The organism is Aeromonas sp. sif2416 (assembly GCF_019218665.1).
GTDB classification, from domain to species: domain Bacteria; phylum Pseudomonadota; class Gammaproteobacteria; order Enterobacterales; family Aeromonadaceae; genus Aeromonas; species Aeromonas encheleia.
This window is the reverse complement of the sequence record NZ_JAHUXC010000012.1, coordinates 99,306-123,600: the sequence shown is the minus strand read 5'-3', so window position 1 is coordinate 123,600 and position 24,295 is coordinate 99,306. Positions and strand designations below refer to the sequence as shown.

The following is a 24,295-nucleotide window of genomic DNA, read 5'->3' as shown; positions in this document are numbered from 1 at the left end:
TAAGGGCCCGTCAGGAACGGGGCGCCTCGGCCAGCAAGGCCTGATAGTGATCGATAAGCTCGGGCCCGTGCAGCGGCGAGTCGTGACCACCCACTATCGTCTTGAGCGGCAGTTTCATCGCCTTGAGCCGCGCCAGGGTCTGCGGATAGGCCTGCAGATCGGCGAAGGCGAGGTTGCCCAGTTTCTCCTTGAGGATGCAGTTGCCATAGAGCACCTGCTCGTCGGGGAAGTAGACGAAGATGCCGTCCGGGGTATGGGCCGGGCCCAGGTAGAAGGCGCGCACCTTGCCATCTTGCAGGCTGAAGTCACCGTCGTGCACCTCGTTCGGCAGTACCAGCGGCAGGTCCGGGTAGTCCGGCAGCCCCTTGCGGGTGAAGTTGACTATGGTCTGCCAGTCGCTCTGCATCAGATCCCGGGTCTGGCGGGTCGAGACCACCTTGGCGCCGATGGACTTCCAGTAGGCGTTACCGCCGGCCCGATCGGTGTGGTAGTTGGTGTTGATCACCTCCAGCACCGGCTGGCGACTGATCTTCTTGATCAGCTTGTGCAGCTCGCGGGCGGTATCCGGCGTCCAGGTCGCCCCCACCACAGTCACCCCCTCGACGCCGAAGTACACCATGGAGTTCTCCCTGAGGTAGTAGTCATCCTCCACCACATAGACGGGGCCGCTCACCTGCTTGAGGGCCATCTCCCCCGCCCGCACGCTACCACCCCAGACACTCGCCGCCAGCACCAGGGAAGCGGCCAACCCAACCTTGATCCACGCTTTCATATGTTCTCTCTCCCTCTGCGCCAGTCGCCACACTGTGGCAAGCCGGGCCATTGAACTGGAGCCAGAAGATAACGGGGCTTTGTGAGGGGAACATGAGCCCGTGTGAAGTCTGGGTGAAGTCGGTAAACATCGGCGATGAATGAGTGACTGGCTCCCCTCCCCTCACCCTTGCCCTCCCCCGAGGGAGAGGGGATGGAATCTGCCATTCCCGAGCCCGGCGGCCACGGCATCGAGAGCGGCGAGCACACCATTCGATCCCTTCTCCCGCTTCTTGTCATGCACAAGGGGAGAAGGGTTGGGATGAGGGTGGCGGTAACACAATAAGCCCAGTAATGTAGGGACGATTAGCGCAGCCTAATCGTCCGTTTACCGCGAACGACGTGATGGCAAGATAAGCAGGAAACCTTGGATACCAACGGGCTTCTGGCTACCCCTTATCGCGATCGTCCGAATAGGCTTCGCTATTCGAACCGACGGCCCTTTGGAGAGATATGACAAACCTACATAGAATTGAACTGCTTCATTGCGAAGAAAACTCTCCCTATTTAGCGCAACTAGATCAGTTGTTTCAATCCGAGTGGTCAGACTTTCGGCTTTGTGATGCTTACACAAAAAACGCGAACTTACCGCCTGTTCTTGTTGCAGTAGTGGATGATGTTGTGATCGGTGGTTTAGCTTATTCTCGTTTCAAGGAGCCTCATCGTAACGGTGAAGTAATATGGGTCAATGCCGTTTTTGTTAGCGTAGAACATCGAAACAAAGGCATTGCCAGTCAACTCATTAATGCCGGTGTGTCACAGACATTGGAATCGTCACAAGACTATCTATATGTTTATACGAATGTACCGAAACTTTATCAATCATTGGGTTGGTCTGAAGTTGATATTGAGAGTGAGCCAGATCATAAGGTCATGCGCATTTCACTTAAGTCTCGGCTACCCGTATAAAAACGACAAGGAGAACAGCCAGAGCATGCTAAACATAATTCGTTTGGGTGTCACCGCCATTGCCCCATATATTCGCCATATACCTACACCGCCAATAAAAAAAGGATGTGACAGTGTTTAATAAACATTTAATTCTTCTAATATCCTCTCTGTTTACATTATATTTAATCTCCATGGTAGCTTATCCATTTTACATCAGCAATTTAGATTGGAATTATGTACAGAGTATCTGGAACACATGGCAGACTTTTAATGCAGCAATGATAGCCCTTCTGGCTAGTATAATTGCCCTTACCGCCACTATGTACTCAGAGAATCAAAGAAGAGAAAGAGACCTTTTAGCTGCCAAAGCTCTTCTGCCAGAGGCACTATCTCAGCTAATATACTTTTGCAAACACTCTGCGAGCCTTCTTAAGGAGGCCTACGAGAAAAGAGATTCCCCCTCCAGCGATCCGTACTTACTATATATAAGCGGTGAGTTTTATGAAATCCCTGAGTGGGTAGGTTCAACATTTCAACGTTGTATTGCCGTAGCAAGCCAATCTGATGCTATGTACATGGCCAACATTCTTGCGGAACTACAAGTTATTCGAGCTCGACTAATGGATGTTCACGAAGATAACAATAGAAATGAAGAGTTACTTTTCATGTCTAGTGACATTATTACCCATATAAAAAATATTGGACACTTTGTCGCTCAAATAAATATCTTATTCCCCTACGCCAGAAATGGAGAACCTATATCCACAAGCGAGATCAATGACGAGATGATAAATAATGGACTTTCACAAATAGACGCCATTGGTTTTACATATGGCATTGAGTAAATATCCAACTTAAATTTAAAATGTCTTTATCATACGACAATACATTTCTAATAATAGCATTGACTATCAACACCTATAAAAGTCTCTCGTAGCAATTTTTATTTATCAAGAAACCGGATTACTTACCAAATGATATCTGTTGGATAATGCCGTGGATGGAATTAAAAAACCACCTGCATGGCAGGTGGTTTTGTTTTATCACCGGACTAACCCGAGCTATTTAGCCCCAACGGCAATCATCCCAACGGCGGCGTGCGCGGCGGCACCTTGCGCTTGCTGCCGGTGGACTCGAAGGCCGAGGCGACGCGCAGCAGGTTATTGTCGTCATAGGCGCGACCGGCGAAGGTCAGGCCCACCGGCATGCCGATATCGGCCATCACCCCCATGGGGACTGTGACGGTCGGCACGCCGAGATGGCGAATGGCGAGGTTGCCGTTGGCGACCCAGACGCCGTTGCTCCAAGCGATGTCGGCGGAGGCCGGATTCACGTCCGCGTCAGCAGGGCCCACGTCGGCGACGGTGGGGAAGAGCACGGCGTCGAGCCTGAGCTCGTCCATCCACTCTTCCAGATCCAGCTTGCGGGTCTGCTCCAGGCCGCGCAGGCCGTCCGGCACTGTGGCGATCTCATTCCACGGCTTGAGGCCGCGCTTGGCCATCTTGACGTACTCGTCCATGCCGGCAGCCAGATCTCCCTCGCGGTTCGGCAAGGTGCCCGGATCGTGGGGGAAGATCTTGGGGCCATCCACGTCGGCCAATTGCTTAAGCTTGGGATCGCCGTTGGCGCGCAGGAAGTCGTCGAAGGCCCAGCCGGACAGCTCCCACAGCTCGTCGTTGAGGAACTCAGGGCTAACTATGCCGCGGTTGAACACGGTCGGCGCGCCGGGTCTGTCCCCTTCACAGTTGGAGACCAGCGGGAAGTCCACTTCGATGACTTCCGCGCCAGCGGCTTCCAGCGCCTGACGGGCCTGTTCCCAGAGCGCGATCACCGAGGGGCGGGTATGGATACGCTGGCCAGTCGGGCCGCCGATGCCGGGGTTCTCGCTGGTGCCAGCCAGTTCATCCTTGTTGATAAACATGCGCGGCACGCCGAGGCGCTTGCCCTTGAGGCTGTCAGCCTGGGATCCGAGCTCAAGGTAGGAGGCCGGGCGAACCTCGGAAGCCTTGGGGATCTTGACCCAGGGCTGCATCCGCCAGAGATCGCCACGGGTGTCGGCATCGTCGGCGACCACCACATCGAGCACTTCCAGCAAATCGGCCATGGTGCGGGCGTAGGGCACCACCACGTCCATGGTCGGGGTCAGCGGCCAGTTGCCACGTACCGAGATCACGCCGCGGGACGGGGTGTAGGCACACAGACCGTTGTTGGAAGCCGGCCCACGACCGCTCGACCAGGTCTCCTCGGCCAGACCGAAGGCGGAGAAGCTGGCCGCAGTGGCGGTGCCGGCGCCGTTGGAGGAGCCGGAGGCAAAGGGCGCAGTCAGGTAGTCCGCGTTGTAGGGGCTCTCCGCACGGCCATAGACGCCGCGCTGCATGCCGCCATTGGCCATGGGCGGCATGTTGGTCTTGCCCAGGCAGATGGCGCCGGCGGCCCGCAGCCGTTCGACGGTGAACGCATCGCGCTGGGCGACCAGACCCTTGAACGCCGGGCTGCCGGAGGCGGCGGTCAGCCCCTTGACCAGATAGCTGTCCTTGGCGGTGTAGGGAATGCCGTCCAGCGGGCCCAGGGTTTCGCCACGGGCACGGCGGGCGTCGGAATCTTGCGCCTCTTTCAGCGCATCGGGATTGTGCACCACGACCGCATTGAGTTTGGTCTGCGTCTCGGGGCCGTTGTAGGCATGGATACGGGCCAGATAGGCCTTGACCAGTTCGACCGCCGTGGTGCGGCCGGCTTCGAGCGCGTGGCGCAGCTCGGCGATGGAAACCTCGGTCACTTCGATCATGCTGGATCTCCTGTAAAAGGGTGACGCTGTCCGATATCTGCCGCAAAGCGGACATATCGCAGATGATTGCTTGTGATGGTGGCCGCCGCATTCAGCGCCTTCGACCACCACGCCATCAAGAGATAAAACCCCACCAGCGTGGGGTTTTGACGATCTGTTGTCCCTGCGGATTACTTGCCAGAGGGGATCTGTTGGGTAATGCAGTGGATATTGCCACCGCCCAGCAGGATCTCGCGGGCGGGCACGCCGACAACCTGATGCTGCGGGAAGATCTCTTCCAAAATCTGCTGGGCCTGCCCATCGGTGGCGGCATCCAGCAGCGGGTAGACGATGCGATCGTTGGTGATCAGGAAGTTCACGTAGGAACCGGCCAGACGACCCTCGGCCTCGCGCGGCACACCGCTGCCGCTCTCAACACCGGCGGACTCTTCCTGGGTGCAGAACAGCGGGCCCGGCTGGGGCAGCTTCCAGATCTTCAGCTCACGACCCTTGGCGTCCCGAGTCTCGCTCAGCACCTTGAAGGCGGCCTGGGAGCGGGCATATTGCGGGTCGTTCTCGTCGTCGGTCCAGTGCAGGGCCACTTCGCCCGGGCGCACGAAGCAGCACATGTTGTCGATATGGCCGTCGGTCTCGTCCATGTAGACACCCTCGTCCAGCCAGATGAAGCTCTGCACGCCGAGATAGTCGCGCAGCAAGGCTTCGATCTGCTCCTTGGAAAGGTGCGGGTTGCGGTTCGCGTTGAGCAGGCACTCGGCGGTGGTCATGCAGGTGCCTTCGCCATCGACGTGGATGGAGCCCCCTTCCAGGATGAGCGGCGCATCGTAGCGCGCCATGCCGTGCTGGCTCAGCATCTTGGCGGCCACTTCTTCGTCCTGGTTCCACGGATGGTAGAGACCGCCATTGAGGCCGCCCCAGGCGTTGAAGCCCCAATCCACCCCGCGGCACTCGCCTGCGCGGTTGGTGACCACGGTCGGGCCGCTGTCACGGGCCCAGCAGTCATCGCTGGCCATTTCGACCAGGGTGACGTGGGCGGGCATGATGGCGCGGGCCTGCGCCATAAACTCGGCGGGCACCCCCATAAAGACCGGCGTCGCACCACCTATGGCGTCGGCCACCTTGGCGAAGGTCTGTTGGGCGAAGCGACCGGCTACCCGCCAGTTGTCCGGGCGAAACGGCCAGATCATCCAGACGGCCTGCTGGTGCGCCCACTCGGCGGGCATGGTGAAGCCGTCGGCGGCCGGAGTGGTGTTCATGGTCTTGATGCTCATCGCAAGGCTCCTTGCATGGATTGAGGCCCCCCAATTTACCCGGGAACCTTGAAAAAATAAGAGTGGGACGCAGTGTAAGAAGTTGCGCTCCCATCCATCAAATGAATAGGATGGATTGTCCCATAAGCACGGCGAATAATCCCCCCATGAAACTGCACCAGCTCGACCTCAATCTGCTGCTCGCCTTTGACAGCCTGATGACGGAGGGCAGCGTCACCCGCGCCGCCGAATCGCTGTTTATCAGTCAGCCTGCCATGAGCCACGCCCTCGGCCGGCTGCGCACCTTCTTCGGGGATCCGCTGCTGGTGCGCACCCCGCAGGGGATGCTGCCGACCCCCCGCGCCCAGCGGCTGCACCTGGGGGTGCAGCAGGCGTTGCGGCTGCTGGAACAACATCTAAGCGAAGAGGAGGAATTCGAGCCGCTGCACTCCAGGCGGCGCTTCGTGCTCTGCACCACCGACTACGTGGAGTGCGTGCTGATCCCGCCGCTGATCCAGCGCCTCAAGGATCTGGCTCCCGGGGTCACCATAGAGATCCGCATCCTGCGCGACAGCCTGCCGGAGGCGGAGCTCGCCAGCGGCGAGATCGATCTGGTGCTGGGGTTCGATGAGTACATGCAGGTGCCGGGCTATCTCGGCAAGGAGACCTGGCTGACCGAGCCGCTGGCCGGGCTGGTGCGCGCCAGCATGGCGCTTCCCGAGGAGCGGATCACGCTGCAACAGCTGATAGAGATGCCCCATGTGTTCCACTCGCCACTCGGCACCTCGGAGGCGAGCCTGGACAGATTCTTGCAGACCCTGGGCTTTAGTCGCACCATCTCGGTCAACAGCCAGAGCTATATGTCCGCCGCCGCCATCGTCAGCCAGAGCGACCACCTGCTGGTGCTGCCCAGCATGGTGGCCGAGCTGCTGGCCCGCCACTGGCCGCTGAAGAGCCTGCCGCTGCCCGAGGCGGTGCCCGATTACCACCTCAACTGCGTCTGGCATCCGGTCCATGCCCAGCAGCCTGCTCTTTTATGGCTGAAAGATTTGATGAAGGAGCTGGTGAGCCAGGAGCCGAACTAGCGGAACGAGTGATGTCTGGCTTAGGTAGCACTAATCTTGATACCGCCCCCTCATCCCCAGCCCTTCTCCCGCAAGGGGAGAAGGGAGCGATGCGTCGCCAACTGTGCGAGCGTGGATAACCAGCAAACCGACTAGCCTCATGATGGAGCTCGATCCAAACTCTACCTCGATCGGTTCCCTCTCCCTCCGGGAGAGGGCTAGGGTGAGGGAGAACGGCGAAGAACAGGCTTATACCTAGTGAGTCAAACAGCGCTGGATCAATCCCATGAAGACCCATCCCTTTGCCAAGCGACTGAGAGCCGAGGCTACGCTGGCAGAGCAGCGACTCTGGTTTCAGTTGCGCAATCGCCGGTTGATGGGTCTCAAATTCCGCCGTCAGTTACCGATAGGCCCCTACATAGTGGACTTCGTCTGTGTGGAACAACGGCTGGTGATCGAGGTCGATGGCTCGCAGCATCATCAGCCTGAGGGTCAACGGCATGACGACACCAGAACGGCCTATCTCAATGGCGAGGGATTTCGGGTGATACGGGTGTGGAATAACGAGGTACTGGGCCAGATGGATGCCGTGTTGGCGTTTATTCGGTTCTCATTGCAGTGACTGGATCACCCCTCATCCCCAGCCCTTCTCCCGCAAGGGGAGAAGGGAGCAAACACAGCCCGATGACGATCAATCAACCACTGTGCATACCAGCCTGACAGGGCCCTCAACTGCCGCGCCGATACGATTGAAGGATAAAATGGCTCAACCGGTATGCCTCAACGCATCTCGCTGGCCACCGGCAGATCCCCACGGGCGATGGCCGCCAGCAGGGTGGCGTGATCGTCCCGGGTGCGCTGCCCATAGGCCACGGCGAAGTCGGCGATGGCCTCATCCATCACCTCCGACTTGCCCAGGTAGCCGGCGATCTGCGCCGCATCCCCCGACTTGGCATGGGCCAGCGCCAGCGCCCAGCCGCACAGCTGGCAATACTCGACGAAGTGGCGCGGCTTGACCGCCCCCGGGCTGATGTCTATCCCCCCCTTCATGTCCCGCAACTGGCGCACGTAGAAGTGGCGGCCCTTCAGCTCGCACCAGCCGAGGAAGATATCCGGTGAGCCCTGGATCATGCGCTGACCCCGCACCACCCGCCGCCCCTGGCTGCCACTGTCGTCCGCCGAGGTGAAATAGGGCGCCAGCACCGAGGGCTGCGCCTCTTTGACCTGCAGGAACAGCGGATCATCGTCGTCGGCCCCGGTCAGCAGGATCACCCAGCAGCGGGTGCCCACGCTGCCGACCCCCACCACCTTGCGCGCCACGTCCACGACCCGGTAACGCTGCAGCAGGATGCGCCTGTCCTCCGGCAGGGAATCCAAATAGGCCTCCAGCAGCTCACCGAGCACCTCGTAGACGGGCTCCCCGTCCTCGGTATGGGTCTCACGGATGACGAAGGGGTGGATCTCGCGGATCCTGTGCTGATCGTCCACCAGATCGGTCATCTTGCCGAGCACCTGCAGATGGTTGCGGCCACGGGCCTTGAGGAAGGTGGCCTCGATGCGCTGATGGGCATCACTGGAGAAGGCGTCGAGCACGGTGGATTGATCGATGTGATCATACCAAACCCGCATGAAGCCCATTTTTCCGTATTCCCGCAGCCTGATGCGGTAGCTGGCCGCGATCATCCTGGCCGCCTCCCGCTGGCGGGCGGCATCGGCCCCGATATATTCGGCCGCCACCAGGGCGCTGGCGGCCAGCCGCTTGAGATCCCACTCCCAGGGGCCGAGGTGGGTTTCATCGAAGTCGTTGATGGCCAGCACCAGATTGCGCTCGGCGCTCGCATAGAGGCCGATGTTGGCGACATGCATGTCGCCGCAGGCCTGCACCATCAGGCCGGAGCGGGGCGTGTCGACGAGATCCGCCGCCATGATGGCGGCCGCGCCGCGCAGGAAGGCGAAGGGGGAGGTCTGCATCCTGGCATGGCGCACCGGCACCAGCTTCTGCAAGCGGGTGGCGGCCTGCGCCTTGAGCACAGCGATGGGATCCCGCCCGGGCAGGACCTCCGGCAGCAGTGCATGCGATTCGCGGGGAACCTGCTCGCGCAGCTGCTTGCCGGCGGCGAAACGCTCCGCGATGGAGAGCCGTGGCGAGGTGAAATGCGCCAGCATAGCCCGGGACCTTGCCTTCCTTACCATATCCTTCTCCCCCGCCGTCAGACCTCACATGAAGATGGAAGAGGGAACCGACTGGGGCAAGCGCCGGGAGAAAAAATGGCGCTATAGGCACGACAGAGGATCTAACGGGAGGGCGTCAGGGCGGCCATCAGGTGGCTGACCACGGCGTCCAGCAGGGGGCGGTCGGGGCGGCACTGGGCGAAGGTGATCAGGCCCTGGATGTTGATCTGCAGGAAGGCGGTCAGGGTCGGGATGTCGCTGTCCGCGGCCAGCTCCCCCTGCTCCCTCGCCCGTTGCAGGATCAGCGTCAGGTCGGACTCCAGCTCGGCATAGATGGCCTTGAAGCGCAGGTGCAGCTCCTCGTCCTGCTCCGCCAGCTCCATCAGGGCGCGGGTCACCAGGCAGGAGCCCTGCAGCGCATCGTTCACCAGCTGCTGGAAGTAGTGCCGCAGCCCGGCCAGCGGGCTGGGTCGATCGAAGCTGGCATGGCGCAGCGTGCGCTTCTCCTGCACATAGTGATCGACCGCCGCCAGCAGCAGGCCGCGCTTGTTGCCGAAGGCCGCATAGAGGCTGCCCGGGTGCAGCCCGGTCGCGGCCACCAGCTCCTGCATGGTGGTCTTGGCATAGCCCCTGGCGCGAAATGCCTCCATGGCATGTCGCAGGACCTGGTCACGATCAAATTCGGCGATGCGCATGGGGTCTCCGTTGGCAGGCCTCATCGCGCCTTGGCGATGAGGGTAGAAAAGGGCGGCAAGTTTACCCCAGCGGGCAGGCAAGACCAATCCTGGTTAAATATTCGCTCAAAAAATACTTGCGTGCAAAACAAAAAGAGTCTTGAATGCACGTTCAAGAATCATTCCCGAGGACGATGACCATGGATACCCTGTTTCAACCTTACCGTCTCAACGGCACCCTGACCCTGGCCAACCGTTTCATGATGGCCCCGCTGACCCGCTGCATGGCCGGTCCCGGTCTGGTGCCCACCGAGCAGATGGCCGCCTACTATGCGCGCCGGGCCGACATCGGCCTCATCATCTCCGAGGCCACCATCATACGCCCGGACGGACAGGGTTATCCCAACACCCCGGGGCTCTACAGCCCGGAGCAGGTCGAGGGCTGGAAACAGGTCACCGGCGCCGTGCATGCCAGGGGTGGCAAGATCTTCGCCCAGCTGTGGCACGTGGGTCGCCTCTCTCACCCCTTCTTCCACCATGCCGAGGTGCTGGCGCCGTCTGCCGTCGCCCATGAGGGGACTGTGCCGCGCATGCGCGAGCTGGTCTATCAGGTGCCGCGCGCCCTGACGGTGGCCGAGATCGAGCAGCTGGTCGAGGACTATGCCACGGCCGCGGCCAACGCCATCGAAGCCGGCTTCGACGGGGTCGAGATCCACGGTGCCAACGGCTATCTCATCGATCAGTTCCTCCACCATTCGAGCAACCTGCGCGACGACCAGTACGGTGGCACGCCGGAAAACATGAGTCGCTTCGCGCTGGCGGTGGTGGATGCGATCAGCGCCCGCATCGGCGCCGAACGCGTGGGGCTGCGCCTCTCCCCCGGTGCCTATGTGCATCTGGCAGGGGACAAACGCGACCGCGCCGTGTTCGACCATCTGCTGGCCGAGCTCAACCACCGCACCCTGGCCTATGTGCACCTCGGCATCTTCGATGACAGCCTCACCTTCGACTACCTGGATGGTCGCGCCTCCGACTACCTGCGCGCCCACTATGATGGCCACCTGGTCGGGGTCGGCAACTATAGTGCCGAGACCGCTGCCGAAGCCATCAAGGCCGATCGCTTCGATCTCATCGCCATCGGCCGCCCGCTCATCGCCAACCCGGACTACCTCAGCAGGGTGAAACAGGCCGAGCCGCTGGTGCCCTATGCCGACGCCATGCTGGCTGAGCTGGTATAAGCCGGGAATATAAAGAAAATCGAACCGCGGGTGACACCACGGCCGACGCCATGCTGGCTGAGCTGGTGTAAGCCGGGAATAAAAAGAAAATCGAACCGCGGGTGACACCACGGCCGACGCCACGTTGGCCGAACCGGTGTCACCGGCTCTTCTTCTGACCAAGGATGGGATCCGCGCCCCGGCGCGGGTTTCCAATGTTTGGGCCCCCTCCCGGGCCCTTTTTTTATGCCCGGCCGCCAGCGTCCCTGCCCAAGAAAGCGGTTGCCAGTGACAACTTGTTGGTTATATTGGTTGCTGGTTACAACCAAAAGGACAATGACACATGGATCCCCGTCCCCTGCGCGCCCTGTCACGGGAGCTGGTACGCGAACTCGGCATGCTCTCCCAGCAGTGCGGCGCACTGGCCCTGACCCCCCTCGAAGCCCACCTGCTGATCGAGCTGGAGAGTGGCCCCGCCACCAACCAGCAGCTCGCCGAGCGACTGCGCATCGACAAGTCCAACGCCAGCCGGCCGCTGGCTCGCCTCGCCGAGCGGGGCCTCATCGACTGGCACCCCCACCCCTCGGATGGGCGCAGCAAGGAGGCGCGGCTCACCCGGGCCGGCGAGATCCAGCTGCAGGCGCTGCATCAGGAGATGGACGGCGCCACCGAGCAAGCCCTGGCCCAGCTCAGTCAGGCCGAGTGCGAACAGCTGTGGGACGGCCTGCGCCTCTATCGCAGCGCCCTCTCCCGCGCCCGCCGCCAGCAGGGTTATCACATTCGGCCCATCACCCCGGATGACAATGCCGCCATCGCCGCCGTGGTGCGGGCCGTCTCCGCCGAATACGGCCTCACCGCCGACAAGGGCTATGGGGTGGCGGATCCGAATCTAGACTTTCTCCATGAAACCTATCAGGGTGAGCGCAGCCGTTATTGGGTCATCGAGGGGCCGGACGGCACCATCCTCGGCGGCGGCGGCATAGCCCCGCTGGCGGGGGAGAGCGAGACCTGCGAGCTGCAGAAGATGTACTTCCTGCCCGCCCTGCGCGGACTGGGACTGGGGCGACGGCTGGTGCTGCAGGCCCAGGCTGAGGCGAGAACCCTCGGCTACCGGCGCTGCTACCTGGAGACCACGGCGGTGCTGCGGGAGGCGACCGCGCTCTATGAGTCGCTGGGCTTCGAACACCTGCCCGGCCCGCTCGGCTGCACCGGCCACGACGCCTGCGAGATCTGCATGGTGATGACGCTGGAACAGGGCGCCCGCCATGAATGAACCCATACTGCGATCCGCCGGGATCCGCGATGTCAGCTTCGGTGAGCGCGTGACGCTGATCGAGCCGGTCAACCTCTACGGCTGCACCCTGGCCGACGATGTGTTCGTCGGCCCCTTCGTGGAGATCCAGGCCAATGTGTCGATTGGCCGCGGCTCACGCATCCAGTCACACAGCTTCATCTGCGAACAGGTCACCATAGGCGAGCGCTGCTTCATCGGCCACGGGGTCATGTTTGCCAATGATCTGTTTCGGGGAGGGGCGCCCGATCCGGATCCCGCCAGCTGGGGACGGACTGTCATCGAAGACGGCGTCGCCATAGGATCGAATGCCACCATCCTGCCCGTGCGGATCTGCCGGGGTGCCGTCATCGGCGCCGGGGCTGTCGTGACCCGGGATATCCTGATCCCCGGCACCTATGCCGGTAATCCCGCCCGGTTGTTGCGCGCCTTCTGAGTGCCCGGCACCCCTGACCGACGCCCGAGAACCCCATAAAGCAAAGACCCCGCCGAGGCGGGGTCTTGTTTATCCGTGATCACGGCATCGCTGCGTATCAGTGCTCGCGGGTCTGGCGGAACTGGACGTCAGGGTGACGCTCCTGGGCCAGGCGCAGGTTGACCATGGTCGGGGCTATGTAGGTGAGGTTGTCACCGCCATCCAGCGCCAGGTTAAGCTCGTTCTTGCGCTTGAACTCCTCGAACTTCTTGACGTCTGTGCCTTCCACCCAGCGGGCGGTGGAGACGTTGACCGCCTCGTACAGGGCCTCGACGTTGTACTCGCTCTTCAGACGCGAAACCACCACATCGAACTGCAGCACACCGACCGCACCGACGATGAGATCGTTGCTGATGAGCGGGCGGAACACCTGCACCGCGCCCTCTTCGGACAGCTGGACCAGCCCCTTGAGCAGCTGCTTCTGCTTGAGTGGGTCGCGCAGGCGGATGCGGCGGAACAGCTCGGGGGCGAAGTTCGGGATGCCGGTGAACTTCAGATCCTCACCCTGGGTGAAGGTGTCGCCGATCTGGATGGTGCCGTGGTTGTGCAACCCTATGATGTCGCCGGCGCAGGCCTCGACGGCCTGCTCGCGATCACCCGCCATGAAGGTGACGGCGTCGGAGATGTTCACATCCTTGCCGATGCGCACGTGGCGCATCTTCATGCCCTTGCTGTAGGTGCCGGAGACGATGCGCATGAAGGCGATGCGGTCACGGTGTTTCGGATCCATGTTCGCCTGGATCTTGAACACGAAGCCGGAGAACTTCTCCTCGGTGGCGGCAACGATACGGCTCTCGGCCTTGCGCGGCATGGGGGACGGCGCCCAGTCGGTCAGGCCGTCCAGCATGTGGTCGACACCGAAGTTACCGAGCGCGGTACCGAAGAAGACCGGGGTCATCTCGCCGGCGATGAAGGCCTCGTGATCGAACTCGGGGGAGGCGCCCTGCACCAGCTCCAGTTCGCCGCGCAGCTGGGCCGCCAGGTCTTCACCGATGGCGGCATCCAGCTCGGGGTTGTGCAACCCCTTCACCACCCGCTTCTCCTGGATGGTGTGGCCCTGACCGGTCTGGTACAGGTAGGTCTCGTCCTTGTAGAGGTGGTAGACCCCCTTGAAGGACTTGCCGCAGCTGATGGGCCAGGTGATGGGGGCACACATGATCTTCAGCTCGCGCTCCACCTCGTCCATGACTTCCATGGGATCGCGCACTTCGCGGTCCATCTTGTTCATGAAGGTGAGGATGGGGGTATCGCGCAGCCGGGTGACTTCCATCAGCTTGCGGGTACGGTCTTCGACCCCCTTGGCGGCATCGATGACCATCAGGCAACAATCCACGGCTGTGAGAGTACGGTAGGTATCTTCGGAGAAGTCCTCGTGACCCGGGGTATCGAGCAGGTTGACCAGACACTCGCTGTAGGGGAACTGCATCACCGAGGTGGTGATGGAGATACCGCGCTGCTTCTCCATCTCCATCCAGTCGGACTTGGCATGCTGGCCTGAGCCACGGCCCTTGACGGTACCGGCGCGCTGAATGGCCTGTCCGAACAGCAGGACTTTCTCGGTGATGGTGGTTTTACCCGCATCCGGGTGCGAGATGATCGCAAAGGTGCGTCTCTTGGAGACTTCACTCAGAAATTCAGCTGACATGATTCGACGTTCTTCTATTGAGCGGTGGCCTTGGCCACCGTGGGAATAAATCCGGGCTGCCGCATTCAACTCACGGCACATATACACGCAACAGCACCACGCTGGCTGGCATCTGGCCAAGCCGGTGGAAAAAAGGAGGAGCGTTGCGTTACATGGGTTTTCTCGCCTGAGCCAAAGCAAAATTGCGCGACATTATACCCGCGCGAGTGAAAAATACCCAGCCCGGCTTAGCCCCCACCTTGATGCCGACGAACTGTGCCGGAGCAGGCCGCTTCTATCCGGGCGATCGCAGCGTCCCGGCCACCCCCAGGCTGACTCAGGAGGCCATGACGACTCGGTTTCGTCCCTGCCGCTTGGCCTGATACATGGCGAGATCGGCTCGATGCACCAGGGCCGACAGGCTGCTATCTTCCAGATGATATTGGGCAACGCCGATACTGACCCGGATATCCAAGACGTTGGTGACATCTTCGATTTGCAATGCAGCCACCTGGGTACGGATCCGCTCCGCGACCCTGGCTGCTGCGGCCATGTCGGTGTTGGGCAGCAACACCAGAAACTCCTCCCCGCCGTTGCGACCGACCACATCCTCTGCCCGCAGGGTACGACTGATGCATTGGGCTACCTCAATCAACACGACGTCACCCATGTTGTGGCCAAGGGTATCGTTGACCCGTTTGAAGTGATCGATATCCAGCATCAGCAGTGAGAAAGGCGCACGGCTGTGCTGTGCATGTTGCAGCATCATCTGCGCCTGCATCAGGATCTGGCGGCGATTGAGCAGACTGGTCAGCTCATCCGTAATCGACAGGGTGCGCAGGGCGATTATCCGTTTGACCAGGTAGAACAGCAGCCCTCCCAGCAGCAGCGCCAATATCAGCCTCTGCCACTGGCGCCGTTCACGGGAGAGCTCCGACGTCTGTTGCTCCAGCTTGCGCTCGCTCTCAAGTTGCTCGTTTTTCATCGCCTGATGCGTGAGCTCCCGCTCCAGTTGCACCTGCATGATGCGACGATCACGCAACGCATCCTCCACCCGATGATCTATCTCTATAAACTGCTCAAGCGCCTGCAAACTGGCCTGATAGAGGCCCATCTCCTTCAACACCAGTGACTTGACTCGATAGGCGTAGCCCAGTTGCTTCTGGCTATCTCCCTCTTGCAGGACAGTGATAGCCGCATCGAGGTGATTGAGGGCAAGCTGATGATCGCCCCTCTTGTTCAAGACGATCCCCATCAGCATATCCCGTAATGCCAGCAGCATGGGTTCGAGCCGCTCACCCGCTGCGATGCTGTCATTGACCTGTTGCAGCTTGTCCCATGCCTCTTCGATGCGATCCCGTTTGAGCAGGGCGAAGGCCCGGTACAGCCGCACCTCGGCAACTTCCATCGGTCGCTGCTTGTCCTCATAGTACTGCTCGGCCTGGCTAAGCAAGGCGATCGCCTTGCCATTTTCATTTGTCTCTGTGTAGAGGATGCCCTGGTAGACACGAATAGTGGTGAGCCACTCCGCCTCGTCACGGGCTTGATAGATATCGGAGAGTTTCTTTAACAGCTGCTCGGCCTGCTCATAGATCCCCAACTGGCGATAGAGGTTGGCCATGCTGACCTGCAGGTGCAGGTCCCGATCCTCCAGCCCGATGGACTTATAGAGATCGAGGGAGGCCTGCAGATGGCGCATCGCCTCCAGCATGTTGCCCTGAGCCGAAAGCAGGCCGCCCAAATAGCCATGGGCCTTGGCCTGCCGCCTGACATCCCCCAGTACAGTGGCAAGCTCCAAGGCCTGCTCATAGCCCCGCAGCGCCTCATCATTCTTGCCCTGCCGTTGCTGATACCAACTCAGGCAGATCATCAGGCCCGTCTTGGTCTGCATATCACCCGCATGCTGCGCCAGCTCAAGCTGCTGCCTGGCGAACTCGATCGCCTCATCGTACCGTTCGAGATCCCTGATGGTATAGGCCCAGCACTGCAACTGGGTAATGCGTCCACGCAGAGCAACGGGATAATTTGATTTCTGCAGTGCCAGCAGGTCGACCCTACGTTTGAACTCGTCGAAGGGGAGCAGATCATCTTCCAATTGGCGGATCTCATCCTGCCCCCTCTCCAGCAAGTTGTAGGCTGTAGCTTGGCCCCATCCGGGTGATGCGATGAGCAGCAACAGACATAACAAACGTATCGAGCGCGTCAAAAATTGCGCTCCTTGATTCTGTCGTTGGATGGGGGCCTCCTGGATGCGATCTTAAATAGAGGGTGCACAGCTTACCGCCAAAAATGTGACCCTGGTCACACCGAATGCTAATCTCGCAAACCTGACAGAAACTGGACCGATGAGTAGTTTCCACAGAAGAGTAGACCGGATCCTGACGAAGGATCCATCTGCTCAGGCCCGCTCTGGTGATGACCGTCACCCTGCGGAAACTAGTGATGGAGGGGGATCGCTCGAGCCGGATAGCCTCCCACCACGGCAATGACCGCTCAGGTGGCCATGACCACCCGGTTGCGCCCGCTCTGCTTGGCCTTGTACATGGCCTCGTCGGCGCGGCGGATCAGCTCCCCCAGGTTGTCGTCCTGCGACCGGTACTGGGCACAGCCGATACTGACCCGGATCGGATGATCCTCTGGGACCCCCTCGATCCGCAGCCGGGCGACCTCGAGCCGGATCCGCTCCGCCACCTCGGCCGCCTCGTCGAGCCGGGTCTCCGGCAGCAGCACCAGAAACTCCTCGCCGCCGTTGCGCCCCACCCTGTCCAGGCTGCGCAGCTGATCCTCGATGCACTGGGCCACGGCGGTCAGCACCAGATCGCCGACGTGGTGGCCCAGCCGGTCGTTGACCCGCTTGAAGTGGTCGATGTCCAGCAGCAGCACGCACAGCGGCTTGCCGCTCGCGCGCGCCTGGCTGAACCATTTGCGCCCCTTGGCCTGGATCTGGCGCCGGTTGTGGATGCCGGTGAGCTCATCCGTCATGGCAAGCCGGCGCATCTTGCGGGTGCGGCCGAGCTGATAGAGCACCAGCATGGCCATCACCAGCACCAGCAGCCCGGCCACCAGCGCTTGCCATTGCCGTCGCTCCTGCAGTTGCTTGAGCTTCTCCTCCTGCAACAGCTGCTTGGTCTTGAGGGTCTGGTTCTCCAGCTCCTTGCGAGCCAGATCGAATTCGAAGCGCATCTGCAAGGAGCGCTGCTCTTGCAGCACCCGCTCGAGATCCTGATTGGCACTCACGAACTGCTTGAGGCTGGCCAGCGCCTCCTTGATGCGCCCCTGCCGCTCCAGCACCCTGGCCCGCACCTCGTGGACCCAGGCGAGGAAGCGCAGATTCTGCTCCCTGCCGAAGATCGGCTCGGCCTGCGCCAGGTGCGCCAGCGCCTTGGCCGACTGCCCCATGGCATCCTGCACCATGGCCATCACTATGTGCCAGTGACCCCGGGTCACGGTGTCGGCCCCCTCCCGCTGGTTCAGCAGCGAGGAGGCCTGCTCCAGCTTGCTCATGGCCTCCGCCGTCTTGCCCTGGTTGAGCAAGATGGTCGCCATCTCGATCTGGCTCCAGGCCAGCATCCCGTCCCGATGCTGGGCCTGGTAAAACTGCTCGGCCCGGGACAGCAGGGGCAGGGCCCTGTCATATTCCCCCATCTCGCTGTAGAGCAGCCCCTGCTGGGAGTGGATGTCGATCAGGTGCTCCTGCTCGTTGCGGCTGCGGTAGTCGTGCTCCAGCTCCTGAAAGTAGCCCTCCGCCCGCTCATAGAGCCCCATCCGGCGATAGGCGTTGGCGATCTTGGCCAGCACCTCCCGCCCCTTGTTGTCCAGCCCGAGATCCTCGTAGCGCCGATGGGCATCTATCAGCTCCATCAGCCCCTCGGCCATCTCCCCCTGATAGGAGTACATCTCGCCACGCAGGCTGAGGATATCGGCGCGCTGCCGGTCATCCCCCAGCCGGCGCGCCAGGGTCAGCCCGTCGTCGTAATCCTGACTGGCCTGGCCCATGTTGCCGAGCAGCTGTTGATGGAGGGCCCGGCAGGCGAGCAGGCCGCTCTCGGTGATCCTGTCCTTGCGGGCGCGCGCGCTGGCCAGCTCCTGGCTGGCGAAGGCCACGATGCGCCGGTATTCGCTGTCCCGCTCGGCGGGCATGGCCCAGCACTGCAGGCGGGCGATCCGCCCCTGCACGTCCGGTGGGTAGCTGTCACTCTGGGCTACCAGCTTGGCGACCCGCTCCCGAAACTCCCTGGCGGGATGAAAATCGTCCTCCAGTTGCTGCAGCTCCCGGGACAGCGCGGGTTCCGCGAGCAGGGCCTGGGCCGCCTGGGCCGGGGTGGCGCACAACCCGAGCAGCAGGATCAGGTTCATCAGGATCTTCATGCCGGTTCCGTTTCCCCATTCGATAGCGCTGACGCAATGCAGATGCCCATCATATCCCGCCCTGTGGTGGCCGCACAGTCACCACAGGGCGCAGACAACCAGCATCGACTCGCTCTCACTCCCGCTATCTCATTCTTTACAGGAGGAAAATCTGCATCGACTATAGACAAAGCTGGAACGGGTAAGGGCCTATGGATGACATATGAAGAGCTGCGGGAGGCCTATGACAGGCTGCTGCAGGAGAATGAGCGCCTGAAGCGGGTGGCCGAGGATGCCCGTGAGAAGCTGGATGCCGCCATGGACGGCACCGGCCTGTGCATCTGGCAGAACCACATCCCCACCGGCAAGCTCGTCATCTTCAACCGGCGCTGGGGTGCCATGCTGGGCTACCAGCCCAAGGAGCTGTCGGCCCACTTCGATGTGTGGCGTGCCCACCTGCACCCGGAAGACAGGGAGCGGGTGTTGCAGGCCTTCTTCGATCACCTGGAGGGCAAGAGCCCCTTCTATCAGGTGATGCACCGCATGCTCGCCAAGGATGGCAAGGTCACCTGGGTGCTGGACCGGGGCCGGGTGGTGGAGCGGGACGAGCGGGGCAACCCGGTCCGGGTGATGGGGACCCACATCGACATCACCCACGAGAAGGAGTACGAGCAGCAGTTGGCCCAGCTCGCCCACCGGGATCCCCTCACCGGCCTGCTCAATCGCACCGCCCTGCACCGCCAGTTCCCCGGGGAGCACAGGGCCATCTGCTTCATCGATCTGGATGACTTCAAGCAGGTGAATGACAACCTGGGCCACCGCGCCGGCGACGAGCTGCTGGTAGCCATCAGCCAGCGCCTGCGCGCCTGCTGCGGCGACGACATCCGGCTGGGCCGGCTCGGGGGGGACGAGTTCGTGCTGTTGCTGCCCTGGCAGTGCGAGGATCCCCGCACCGGCCAGCTGGCACACCGCTGCATCGAGGCCATCGCCACCCCGTTCGAGCTGCCCAATGGCGAGGCGGTCGTGGGGCTGAGCATGGGGATAGCGGCCATCCGGCCACAGGACGATTTCAGCGGCGCCCTGGCCCGGGCCGATCAGGCCATGTACAGGGTCAAGCGCGGCGGCAAGCGGGGATTTTATATCGCCCAGCCGAGCGGTCAGCCGCTGCTGGATCAGGAGCAGGTGAACGAGCGGGGGCTCAACCACAGCATCTGATAGGCGCGGCGGAGCGGCGTCTCGTCGCCCCCAGTTCCTAGCTGCGCTGCCAGCGCCGCAGCAGGCGGCCACGCAGGCCGCAGTCGAGCAGCCAGCTGTTGTCGAACACCCGCAGGATCGCCGCCTTGGCGTGCCTGGACATGGCGACGGCGTGGAAGCGGGTCCCCTGCTTGCGCCGCTGGTTCATGCGATCGAGCAGGGCATGGGGCAGGCTCTGGGCGATGAAGTCCGAGATCACCAGCACGTCGGCCTTGGCAAAGTCCGGTTGTTCGAGCCGGATCAGCGCCTTCTCGAGACAGGGCACCAGATCGGTACCGCCGTGAAAACTCATGGAGAGGAAGCGTTCCGCCTTGTCGAGCCCGGTCTCGGCGGTGATCTCCAGGGTCGCCACCTCGGTGGAGAACAGCATCAGATAGCAGCCTCGCTGCTCGTCCATCGCCACCTTGAGCAGGGCCAGGAACAGCGCCTTGGCGCACTCCTCCGGGTAGCCGCCCATGGAGCCCGAGGTATCGACACAGACGATGAAGGGGCCGCGCGGCTGTGGCTCCTGCCCGCCCTGCTCCGGGCTGCGCAGCATGAGGCGCTGGCGTGGCAGGGTGCCCCGCGACTGGTAGCTGAGCAGGCGCCGCTCCAGATAGCGGCGATAGAACTCCAGCTCCAGCTCCGGCAGGGCCAGCATCACCGCCTCGCTCGGCAGCAGCCGCATCAGATCATTGGCCGGATGCACCCCCACCAGATCGTCCGGCACATCGTCGGTCTGCACCTCCTCCAGCTCGTGCACCGGCACCGGCGGCAAGACCCGGGCGTCGGTGCGCCTATCCCGCTCGCTGCGCCCCAGCAGGGCCGCGATCTCGGCCAGCAGGGGCTCCTGCTGCAACATGCGGGCATATTGCTTCACCAGCACCAGGCTGCGCTTGTGCCAGCTGCCCTGAGCCAGATCCCAGAGACCGCCGGCGGAGATCTGGTGCGGATCCAGGGCGTCGGCCAGGGTGCGGTTTGCCAGCAGCTGATCCTCTATCTCCTGGCGCTGCTTCTCCCGCTCCGCCTCGGCGATCTGCTGCTGCAGTTGCAACAGGCTGCCCACCAGACTGCCCCGCCACTTCTCGATGAACAGCTGGCGCAGGCTCTCGGTCGGCTGCACCATGATCTGGCGCACCAGGCTGCGGGCATCGCCGGCGAAGGGGCTGTGCTGCTCCAGCGCCTCCAGCAGGCTGGGCAGGCGCCCCACCAGCTCGGACAGGGGCAGCAAGCGATGGGCCTGATAGAGCAGATACTCCCGCTCCAGCGCCACCGGCACCGGCTTGTGGCGCATCTCCTCGCCGAGCTGTTCGCTCCAGCTCTGGATGCGTTTCTTGAGCAGCTTGCCCTGCAGCGGGGAGCGCTTGAGGAATTCGGAGATCTTGGGGGTCGAGGCCAGCAGCAGCGCCATCTCCCCCGCCAGCTCCCCCTCCCCCATGAGGAGCCCGAGATCCATCATGCCGATCTCAAGCATGATGAGCCCTCATCCCGCTATCCCGCGCCATCAGCTGCACAGGCACGGCCCCGGCTTGCTCATTGCAGTCGCGTCACCCATGGTCAGCCTCACGCATCCAGCCTGGGCAGGCGATCCCGCCACTGCAGCAGATCGCCGCGCAGCAGGTCCAGATCCCGGTTCAGCACGAAGAAGCTGTCTTCCACCTGCTGCAGCCAGTGATCGCCGATGAACAGGTGCTGCTGATGGCGCTCGAACAGGCTGCGCTGCCCCTTGAGGGCCTGCTGCACCTTGCCCACCTCGGCGGCCAGGACGTCCAGCTCGGCCTGCCAGGGGGTGATCACCAGCTCAGGGATAGCGGTCCGCTCCACCAGCACCAGAGGCACCGGCTGGCGCTGGATATCCAGCACGTGCAGCCGCAGCTGCTCATCCAGCACCAGCTCGTAGTGGCCCTCCTTGGGGTTGCCAAGCTGCCAGCCCACCAGCGCCTCGCCGGTGGGGTGCCAGTGGGAGAGCAGGGTGCGATCGAAGGTAAGGGTCTCGGTCAGGCGCTCGGGGTCGCCGCCATCGAGCGGGGCCGGCGTGAGCAGGTGAAAGTGCACCTGCTTGCCGAAGGGCTTGGCGTTGAGCAGCGGCAGCTGCATGCCACGGGCGCGGCGGCCGAACCACTGCTTGCGTTTGACCGCCTTGCAGCCGAGCCGCTGGGACACGGCCCCCTTCAGCTGCTTGAACTGCTCGCGCAGGGAGAGCAGCTGACGGGTCATGGCCAGCTGCTGGTAGCCGTAGAGGCGGGAAAACTCGCCGATCATCTCCAGCAGGGCGGTGCGGGAGGCCTCGTCGTGCCAGAGGCAATCCTTGAACAGCAGCAGATCCAGCGGGGCGACCTCGTCGCGACCGTTGAAGAAGGCGCTCGCCTTGATCAGTCGCACCGCCTTCTTCCAGCGTCGATCCGACACGTAGCAGCTGTGGCCGAGCTGGCTGTCGAGCTGCTGGCGCAGTTGATAGATGAGCTCGAAACAGGCGGCGGGCAGCCGCACCTGCTCGATCTGCTCCTGCCAGGCCTCGTACTCCTCCCCCTGGATCTGGATCGAGGGCGGCAGGTTCTGCCTGGACTGGCCATCGCTCGCCAGCATGGCCTGGAAGTTGGATTTCTCCTGCACCCTGTCCATCCAGATCCGCACCAGCATGCGATCGTAGAGCGCCTCCAGGCCGCTGTCCGGCGCGGGCAGCTCGTTGGAGGCGGTCACCAGCAGCCGCATGGGGATGGGGTGCTGGCTGTCGCCGTTGCGGAACTGGCGTTCGTTGATGGCGGTGAGCAGGGTGTTGAGGATGGCCGGGCCCGCCTTCCAGATCTCGTCGAGGAACACCACCTCCGCCTCCGGCAGGTAGCCGCGGGTCAGCCGCAGGTACTTGCCATCCTCCTTGAGCGCCTGGATGGAGAGCGGGCCGAACACCTCCTCCGGTGTGCTGAAGCGGGTCATCAGGTATTCGAAGTGGCGGGCATCGTGGAAGGCCAGCTTGAGACGGCGGGCGATCAGGCTCTTGGCGATGCCGGGCGGGCCCAGCAGGAAGACGCTCTCACCGCTGAGGGCGGCCAGCAGACCGAGCCGCAAGGCGTCCTGCCGCTCGTAGAGTCCCTCGCCGAGGGCCGCCAGCAATCTGGGCAGACGCTCATGAATGGGGACGGCACGAACAGTATTCTGGGCTAAAGGCGGCATAGGCACGATTCCGAAGCTGGGTGGTCATGAGTGGCTGCGCAGTCCGGCCTCTGGCCCTGCACCACTGCAATGGTCTGTTGATTCTGGTCATCCCCGCCGCAGGGCGCCGGGAAACAGGGTTAACATAGCGAATCAGAGGGATCGCATCTACCCGTAAACATGGGCTGGCGTGCGCCGCATCCCCATGACGGCTTGAGCCCGTAGGATCAAACGCAAACTCCGGGGTGCAGCAAAACCCGCGAAAGTGTACTCTGCCCGTCACGATTTACCCCAACGCAGATCAAGAGTGAGCCTTCGCCATGCAAGATCCCCTGCTGGACCCTTTGCGTCAGCGCATCCTGGCCCGGATGGGCATACCGAGCTGGCAACTGAGAGTGCCGACCCTGCTGGGTGACGAGCCCGCGCCCGTTCAGGAAGATAGCGCAGCCCGCACGCCGGCGGTAGCGGTGATGCCCGAAGGCAAGCTGTGGCTGCTGGCCCCCGGGCTGCCCGCCCCGACCTTGCTGGCGGACATCTGCCAGTGGCTCGGCATCCGCACCGACGAGGTCGCGGTGCTGGATCGGCTGCCCGAGGGGCTGACTCCGCCCCGGCTCTGGCTGACGGCCGCCGATGCGCGCTGGCCCGACGCCCTGATCTGCCCGCTGACCCCGGATGCGGCCCAGAAGCGGGCGCTGTGGCAGCAGCTGCGCCAGCACGCCCCCGGCTGAGCCAACCGATCCGCGGCCTGCCGGCCCCTATGCCGCCTTACTCATCCCGGCTTGCGAACTGGTGCCAAGACCATGGCATGGCCGCGGCGCCGCTCGCAAGTACGAATCCGATCCGGAGTTCCCATGTCTGACCCCATGCCCAGCTTTCGCCCCCTGCTCGACACCGATTTCGAGCTGATCTACCCCATCGAGCAGGCCGCCCACCAGGAGCCCTGGAGCCAGGCCAACCTGCTCTCCTGTTTCGGGCCGCGCTATCTCAATGGCCTGATGCTGGTAGAGGGGCGCCCCGCCGGCTTCTATATCGCGGATCTGGTGGCGGGCGACAGCTCGCTGATGAACATCTGCGTTCACCCCGATTTTCAGGGCAAGGGGCTGGGCCGCACGCTGCTCAGAGAGTACCTCGCCCGCAGCAAGGCCAAGAGCGCCGAGGCCTGGTTCCTGGAGGTACGCGCCGGCAACAAGCGCGCCATATCCCTCTACGAGAGTGAAGGCTTCGCCGAATATTGCCGCCGCGCCGACTACTACGGCACCGGCCAGGACAGGGAAGACGCCGTGCTGATGTCACGGCTGTTCGACTTCGGCTGAGC

General features: G+C 62.6%; 20 protein-coding genes. 10 read left to right on the top strand and 10 right to left on the bottom strand.

Going from position 1 to position 24,295, the window contains the following annotated elements; all coding sequences use genetic code 11:
• Positions 1 to 10 precede the first annotated feature (10 nt).
• A complete protein-coding gene (locus tag KW821_RS18345; RefSeq protein ID WP_218292458.1) occupies positions 11 to 772 on the bottom strand; it encodes a CphA family subclass B2 metallo-beta-lactamase in 762 nt (253 codons plus the stop codon).
• Between the two features lie 491 nt (positions 773 to 1,263).
• Between KW821_RS18345 and KW821_RS18340 the strand changes: the two genes are divergently transcribed.
• Together KW821_RS18340 and KW821_RS18335 are read left to right on the top strand one after the other, a co-directional pair.
• The gene (locus tag KW821_RS18340; protein WP_218292457.1) at positions 1,264 to 1,719 is read left to right on the top strand and encodes a GNAT family N-acetyltransferase; all 456 of its coding nucleotides are present in this window, start codon (positions 1,264 to 1,266) and stop codon (positions 1,717 to 1,719) included.
• 113 nt (positions 1,720 to 1,832) lie between these two features.
• Entirely contained in the window at positions 1,833 to 2,546 is a 714-nt protein-coding gene (locus tag KW821_RS18335) for a hypothetical protein (protein WP_218292456.1), read from the top strand.
• 236 nt (positions 2,547 to 2,782) lie between these two features.
• Here the strand turns inward: KW821_RS18335 and KW821_RS18330 are convergent, their stop codons facing one another.
• Positions 2,783 to 4,486, bottom strand: coding sequence for an amidase (locus KW821_RS18330; protein WP_218292455.1), 1,704 nt, complete (start codon positions 4,484 to 4,486; stop codon positions 2,783 to 2,785).
• 170 nt (positions 4,487 to 4,656) lie between these two features.
• Complete coding sequence (gene aguA, locus KW821_RS18325) at positions 4,657 to 5,754, bottom strand: agmatine deiminase (RefSeq protein ID WP_218292454.1); 1,098 nt, start codon at positions 5,752 to 5,754, stop codon at positions 4,657 to 4,659.
• 146 nt (positions 5,755 to 5,900) lie between these two features.
• Here aguA and KW821_RS18320 point away from each other — a divergent pair, with 146 nt between their 5' ends.
• Both KW821_RS18320 and KW821_RS18315 read left to right on the top strand, forming a co-directional pair.
• Positions 5,901 to 6,818, top strand: coding sequence for a LysR family transcriptional regulator (locus KW821_RS18320; protein ID WP_218292453.1), 918 nt, complete (start codon positions 5,901 to 5,903; stop codon positions 6,816 to 6,818).
• A gap of 265 nt (positions 6,819 to 7,083) precedes the next feature.
• A complete protein-coding gene (locus tag KW821_RS18315; RefSeq protein WP_218292452.1) occupies positions 7,084 to 7,419 on the top strand; it encodes an endonuclease domain-containing protein in 336 nt (111 codons plus the stop codon).
• Positions 7,420 to 7,577: 158 nt separating this feature from the next.
• Here the strand turns inward: KW821_RS18315 and KW821_RS18310 are convergent, their stop codons facing one another.
• Together KW821_RS18310 and KW821_RS18305 are read right to left on the bottom strand one after the other, a co-directional pair.
• On the bottom strand, positions 7,578 to 8,963 hold the full coding sequence (locus KW821_RS18310) for a DUF2252 domain-containing protein (protein WP_256353561.1): 1,386 nt from the start codon (positions 8,961 to 8,963) through the stop codon (positions 7,578 to 7,580).
• Between the two features lie 128 nt (positions 8,964 to 9,091).
• Positions 9,092 to 9,664, bottom strand: a complete 573-nt coding sequence (locus KW821_RS18305) for a TetR/AcrR family transcriptional regulator (protein ID WP_218292450.1) — start codon at positions 9,662 to 9,664, stop codon at positions 9,092 to 9,094.
• A 179-nt stretch (positions 9,665 to 9,843) separates the two neighbouring features.
• Between KW821_RS18305 and KW821_RS18300 the strand changes: the two genes are divergently transcribed.
• From KW821_RS18300 to KW821_RS18290, 3 genes are all read left to right on the top strand, one after another.
• Complete coding sequence (locus tag KW821_RS18300; protein WP_218292449.1) at positions 9,844 to 10,881, top strand: alkene reductase; 1,038 nt, start codon at positions 9,844 to 9,846, stop codon at positions 10,879 to 10,881.
• Positions 10,882 to 11,203: 322 nt separating this feature from the next.
• Complete coding sequence (locus tag KW821_RS18295) at positions 11,204 to 12,133, top strand: bifunctional helix-turn-helix transcriptional regulator/GNAT family N-acetyltransferase (protein WP_218292448.1); 930 nt, start codon at positions 11,204 to 11,206, stop codon at positions 12,131 to 12,133.
• Positions 12,126 to 12,587 carry an acyltransferase gene (locus KW821_RS18290; protein WP_218292447.1) on the top strand — a complete coding sequence of 154 codons (462 nt, stop codon included), beginning with the start codon at positions 12,126 to 12,128 and terminating at the stop codon, positions 12,585 to 12,587. The genes KW821_RS18295 and KW821_RS18290 overlap by 8 nt, the downstream gene beginning before the upstream one ends.
• A 97-nt stretch (positions 12,588 to 12,684) precedes the next feature.
• Here the strand turns inward: KW821_RS18290 and prfC are convergent, their stop codons facing one another.
• The 3 genes from prfC to KW821_RS18275 form a co-directional block, all read right to left on the bottom strand.
• Positions 12,685 to 14,274, bottom strand: a complete 1,590-nt coding sequence (prfC, locus tag KW821_RS18285) for a peptide chain release factor 3 (protein WP_126623457.1) — start codon at positions 14,272 to 14,274, stop codon at positions 12,685 to 12,687.
• A gap of 313 nt (positions 14,275 to 14,587) precedes the next feature.
• Positions 14,588 to 16,345 (bottom strand): tetratricopeptide repeat-containing diguanylate cyclase, encoded by a 1,758-nt coding sequence (locus tag KW821_RS18280; RefSeq protein ID WP_218292446.1) that lies wholly within the window; start codon positions 16,343 to 16,345, stop codon positions 14,588 to 14,590.
• A gap of 398 nt (positions 16,346 to 16,743) precedes the next feature.
• Entirely contained in the window at positions 16,744 to 18,618 is a 1,875-nt protein-coding gene (locus KW821_RS18275; RefSeq protein ID WP_256353560.1) for a diguanylate cyclase, read from the bottom strand.
• A gap of 195 nt (positions 18,619 to 18,813) precedes the next feature.
• On the opposite strand from KW821_RS18275, the gene KW821_RS18270 reads away from it, so the two are divergent.
• Positions 18,814 to 19,812 (top strand): sensor domain-containing diguanylate cyclase, encoded by a 999-nt coding sequence (locus KW821_RS18270; RefSeq protein WP_218292445.1) that lies wholly within the window; start codon positions 18,814 to 18,816, stop codon positions 19,810 to 19,812.
• A gap of 37 nt (positions 19,813 to 19,849) precedes the next feature.
• On the opposite strand, the gene viaA is transcribed toward KW821_RS18270, so the two are convergent.
• A complete protein-coding gene (gene viaA, locus KW821_RS18265) occupies positions 19,850 to 21,304 on the bottom strand; it encodes an ATPase RavA stimulator ViaA (RefSeq protein ID WP_218292444.1) in 1,455 nt (484 codons plus the stop codon).
• 89 nt (positions 21,305 to 21,393) lie between these two features.
• Positions 21,394 to 23,001, bottom strand: a complete 1,608-nt coding sequence (locus tag KW821_RS18260) for an ATPase RavA domain-containing protein (protein WP_218292443.1) — start codon at positions 22,999 to 23,001, stop codon at positions 21,394 to 21,396.
• 299 nt (positions 23,002 to 23,300) lie between these two features.
• Here KW821_RS18260 and KW821_RS18255 point away from each other — a divergent pair, with 299 nt between their 5' ends.
• Together KW821_RS18255 and rimI are read left to right on the top strand one after the other, a co-directional pair.
• The gene (locus KW821_RS18255) at positions 23,301 to 23,708 is read left to right on the top strand and encodes a DNA polymerase III subunit psi (RefSeq protein ID WP_218292442.1); all 408 of its coding nucleotides are present in this window, start codon (positions 23,301 to 23,303) and stop codon (positions 23,706 to 23,708) included.
• Between the two features lie 135 nt (positions 23,709 to 23,843).
• Positions 23,844 to 24,293, top strand: a complete 450-nt coding sequence (gene rimI, locus KW821_RS18250) for a ribosomal protein S18-alanine N-acetyltransferase (RefSeq protein WP_218292471.1) — start codon at positions 23,844 to 23,846, stop codon at positions 24,291 to 24,293.
• Positions 24,294 to 24,295: the final 2 nt, after the last annotated feature.

What these genes read in the sequence shown, in the direction of transcription:
- KW821_RS18260 (WP_218292443.1), bottom strand. Translation starts at nt 23,001, where the DNA reads ATGCCGCCTTTAGCCCAGAATACTGTTCGTGCCGTCCCCATTCATGAG.
- KW821_RS18340 (WP_218292457.1), top strand. Translation starts at nt 1,264, where the DNA reads ATGACAAACCTACATAGAATTGAACTGCTTCATTGCGAAGAAAACTCT.
- KW821_RS18295 (WP_218292448.1), top strand. Translation starts at nt 11,204, where the DNA reads ATGGATCCCCGTCCCCTGCGCGCCCTGTCACGGGAGCTGGTACGCGAA.
- KW821_RS18275 (WP_256353560.1), bottom strand. Translation starts at nt 18,618, where the DNA reads ATGAAGATCCTGATGAACCTGATCCTGCTGCTCGGGTTGTGCGCCACC.
- KW821_RS18300 (WP_218292449.1), top strand. Translation starts at nt 9,844, where the DNA reads ATGGATACCCTGTTTCAACCTTACCGTCTCAACGGCACCCTGACCCTG.
- KW821_RS18320 (WP_218292453.1), top strand. Translation starts at nt 5,901, where the DNA reads ATGAAACTGCACCAGCTCGACCTCAATCTGCTGCTCGCCTTTGACAGC.
- KW821_RS18270 (WP_218292445.1), top strand. Translation starts at nt 18,814, where the DNA reads ATGACATATGAAGAGCTGCGGGAGGCCTATGACAGGCTGCTGCAGGAG.
- KW821_RS18305 (WP_218292450.1), bottom strand. Translation starts at nt 9,664, where the DNA reads ATGCGCATCGCCGAATTTGATCGTGACCAGGTCCTGCGACATGCCATG.
- rimI (WP_218292471.1), top strand. Translation starts at nt 23,844, where the DNA reads ATGCCCAGCTTTCGCCCCCTGCTCGACACCGATTTCGAGCTGATCTAC.
- KW821_RS18310 (WP_256353561.1), bottom strand. Translation starts at nt 8,963, where the DNA reads ATGCTGGCGCATTTCACCTCGCCACGGCTCTCCATCGCGGAGCGTTTC.
- KW821_RS18290 (WP_218292447.1), top strand. Translation starts at nt 12,126, where the DNA reads ATGAATGAACCCATACTGCGATCCGCCGGGATCCGCGATGTCAGCTTC.
- KW821_RS18345 (WP_218292458.1), bottom strand. Translation starts at nt 772, where the DNA reads ATGAAAGCGTGGATCAAGGTTGGGTTGGCCGCTTCCCTGGTGCTGGCG.
- aguA (WP_218292454.1), bottom strand. Translation starts at nt 5,754, where the DNA reads ATGAGCATCAAGACCATGAACACCACTCCGGCCGCCGACGGCTTCACC.
- viaA (WP_218292444.1), bottom strand. Translation starts at nt 21,304, where the DNA reads ATGCTTGAGATCGGCATGATGGATCTCGGGCTCCTCATGGGGGAGGGG.
- KW821_RS18330 (WP_218292455.1), bottom strand. Translation starts at nt 4,486, where the DNA reads ATGATCGAAGTGACCGAGGTTTCCATCGCCGAGCTGCGCCACGCGCTC.
- KW821_RS18255 (WP_218292442.1), top strand. Translation starts at nt 23,301, where the DNA reads ATGCAAGATCCCCTGCTGGACCCTTTGCGTCAGCGCATCCTGGCCCGG.
- KW821_RS18315 (WP_218292452.1), top strand. Translation starts at nt 7,084, where the DNA reads ATGAAGACCCATCCCTTTGCCAAGCGACTGAGAGCCGAGGCTACGCTG.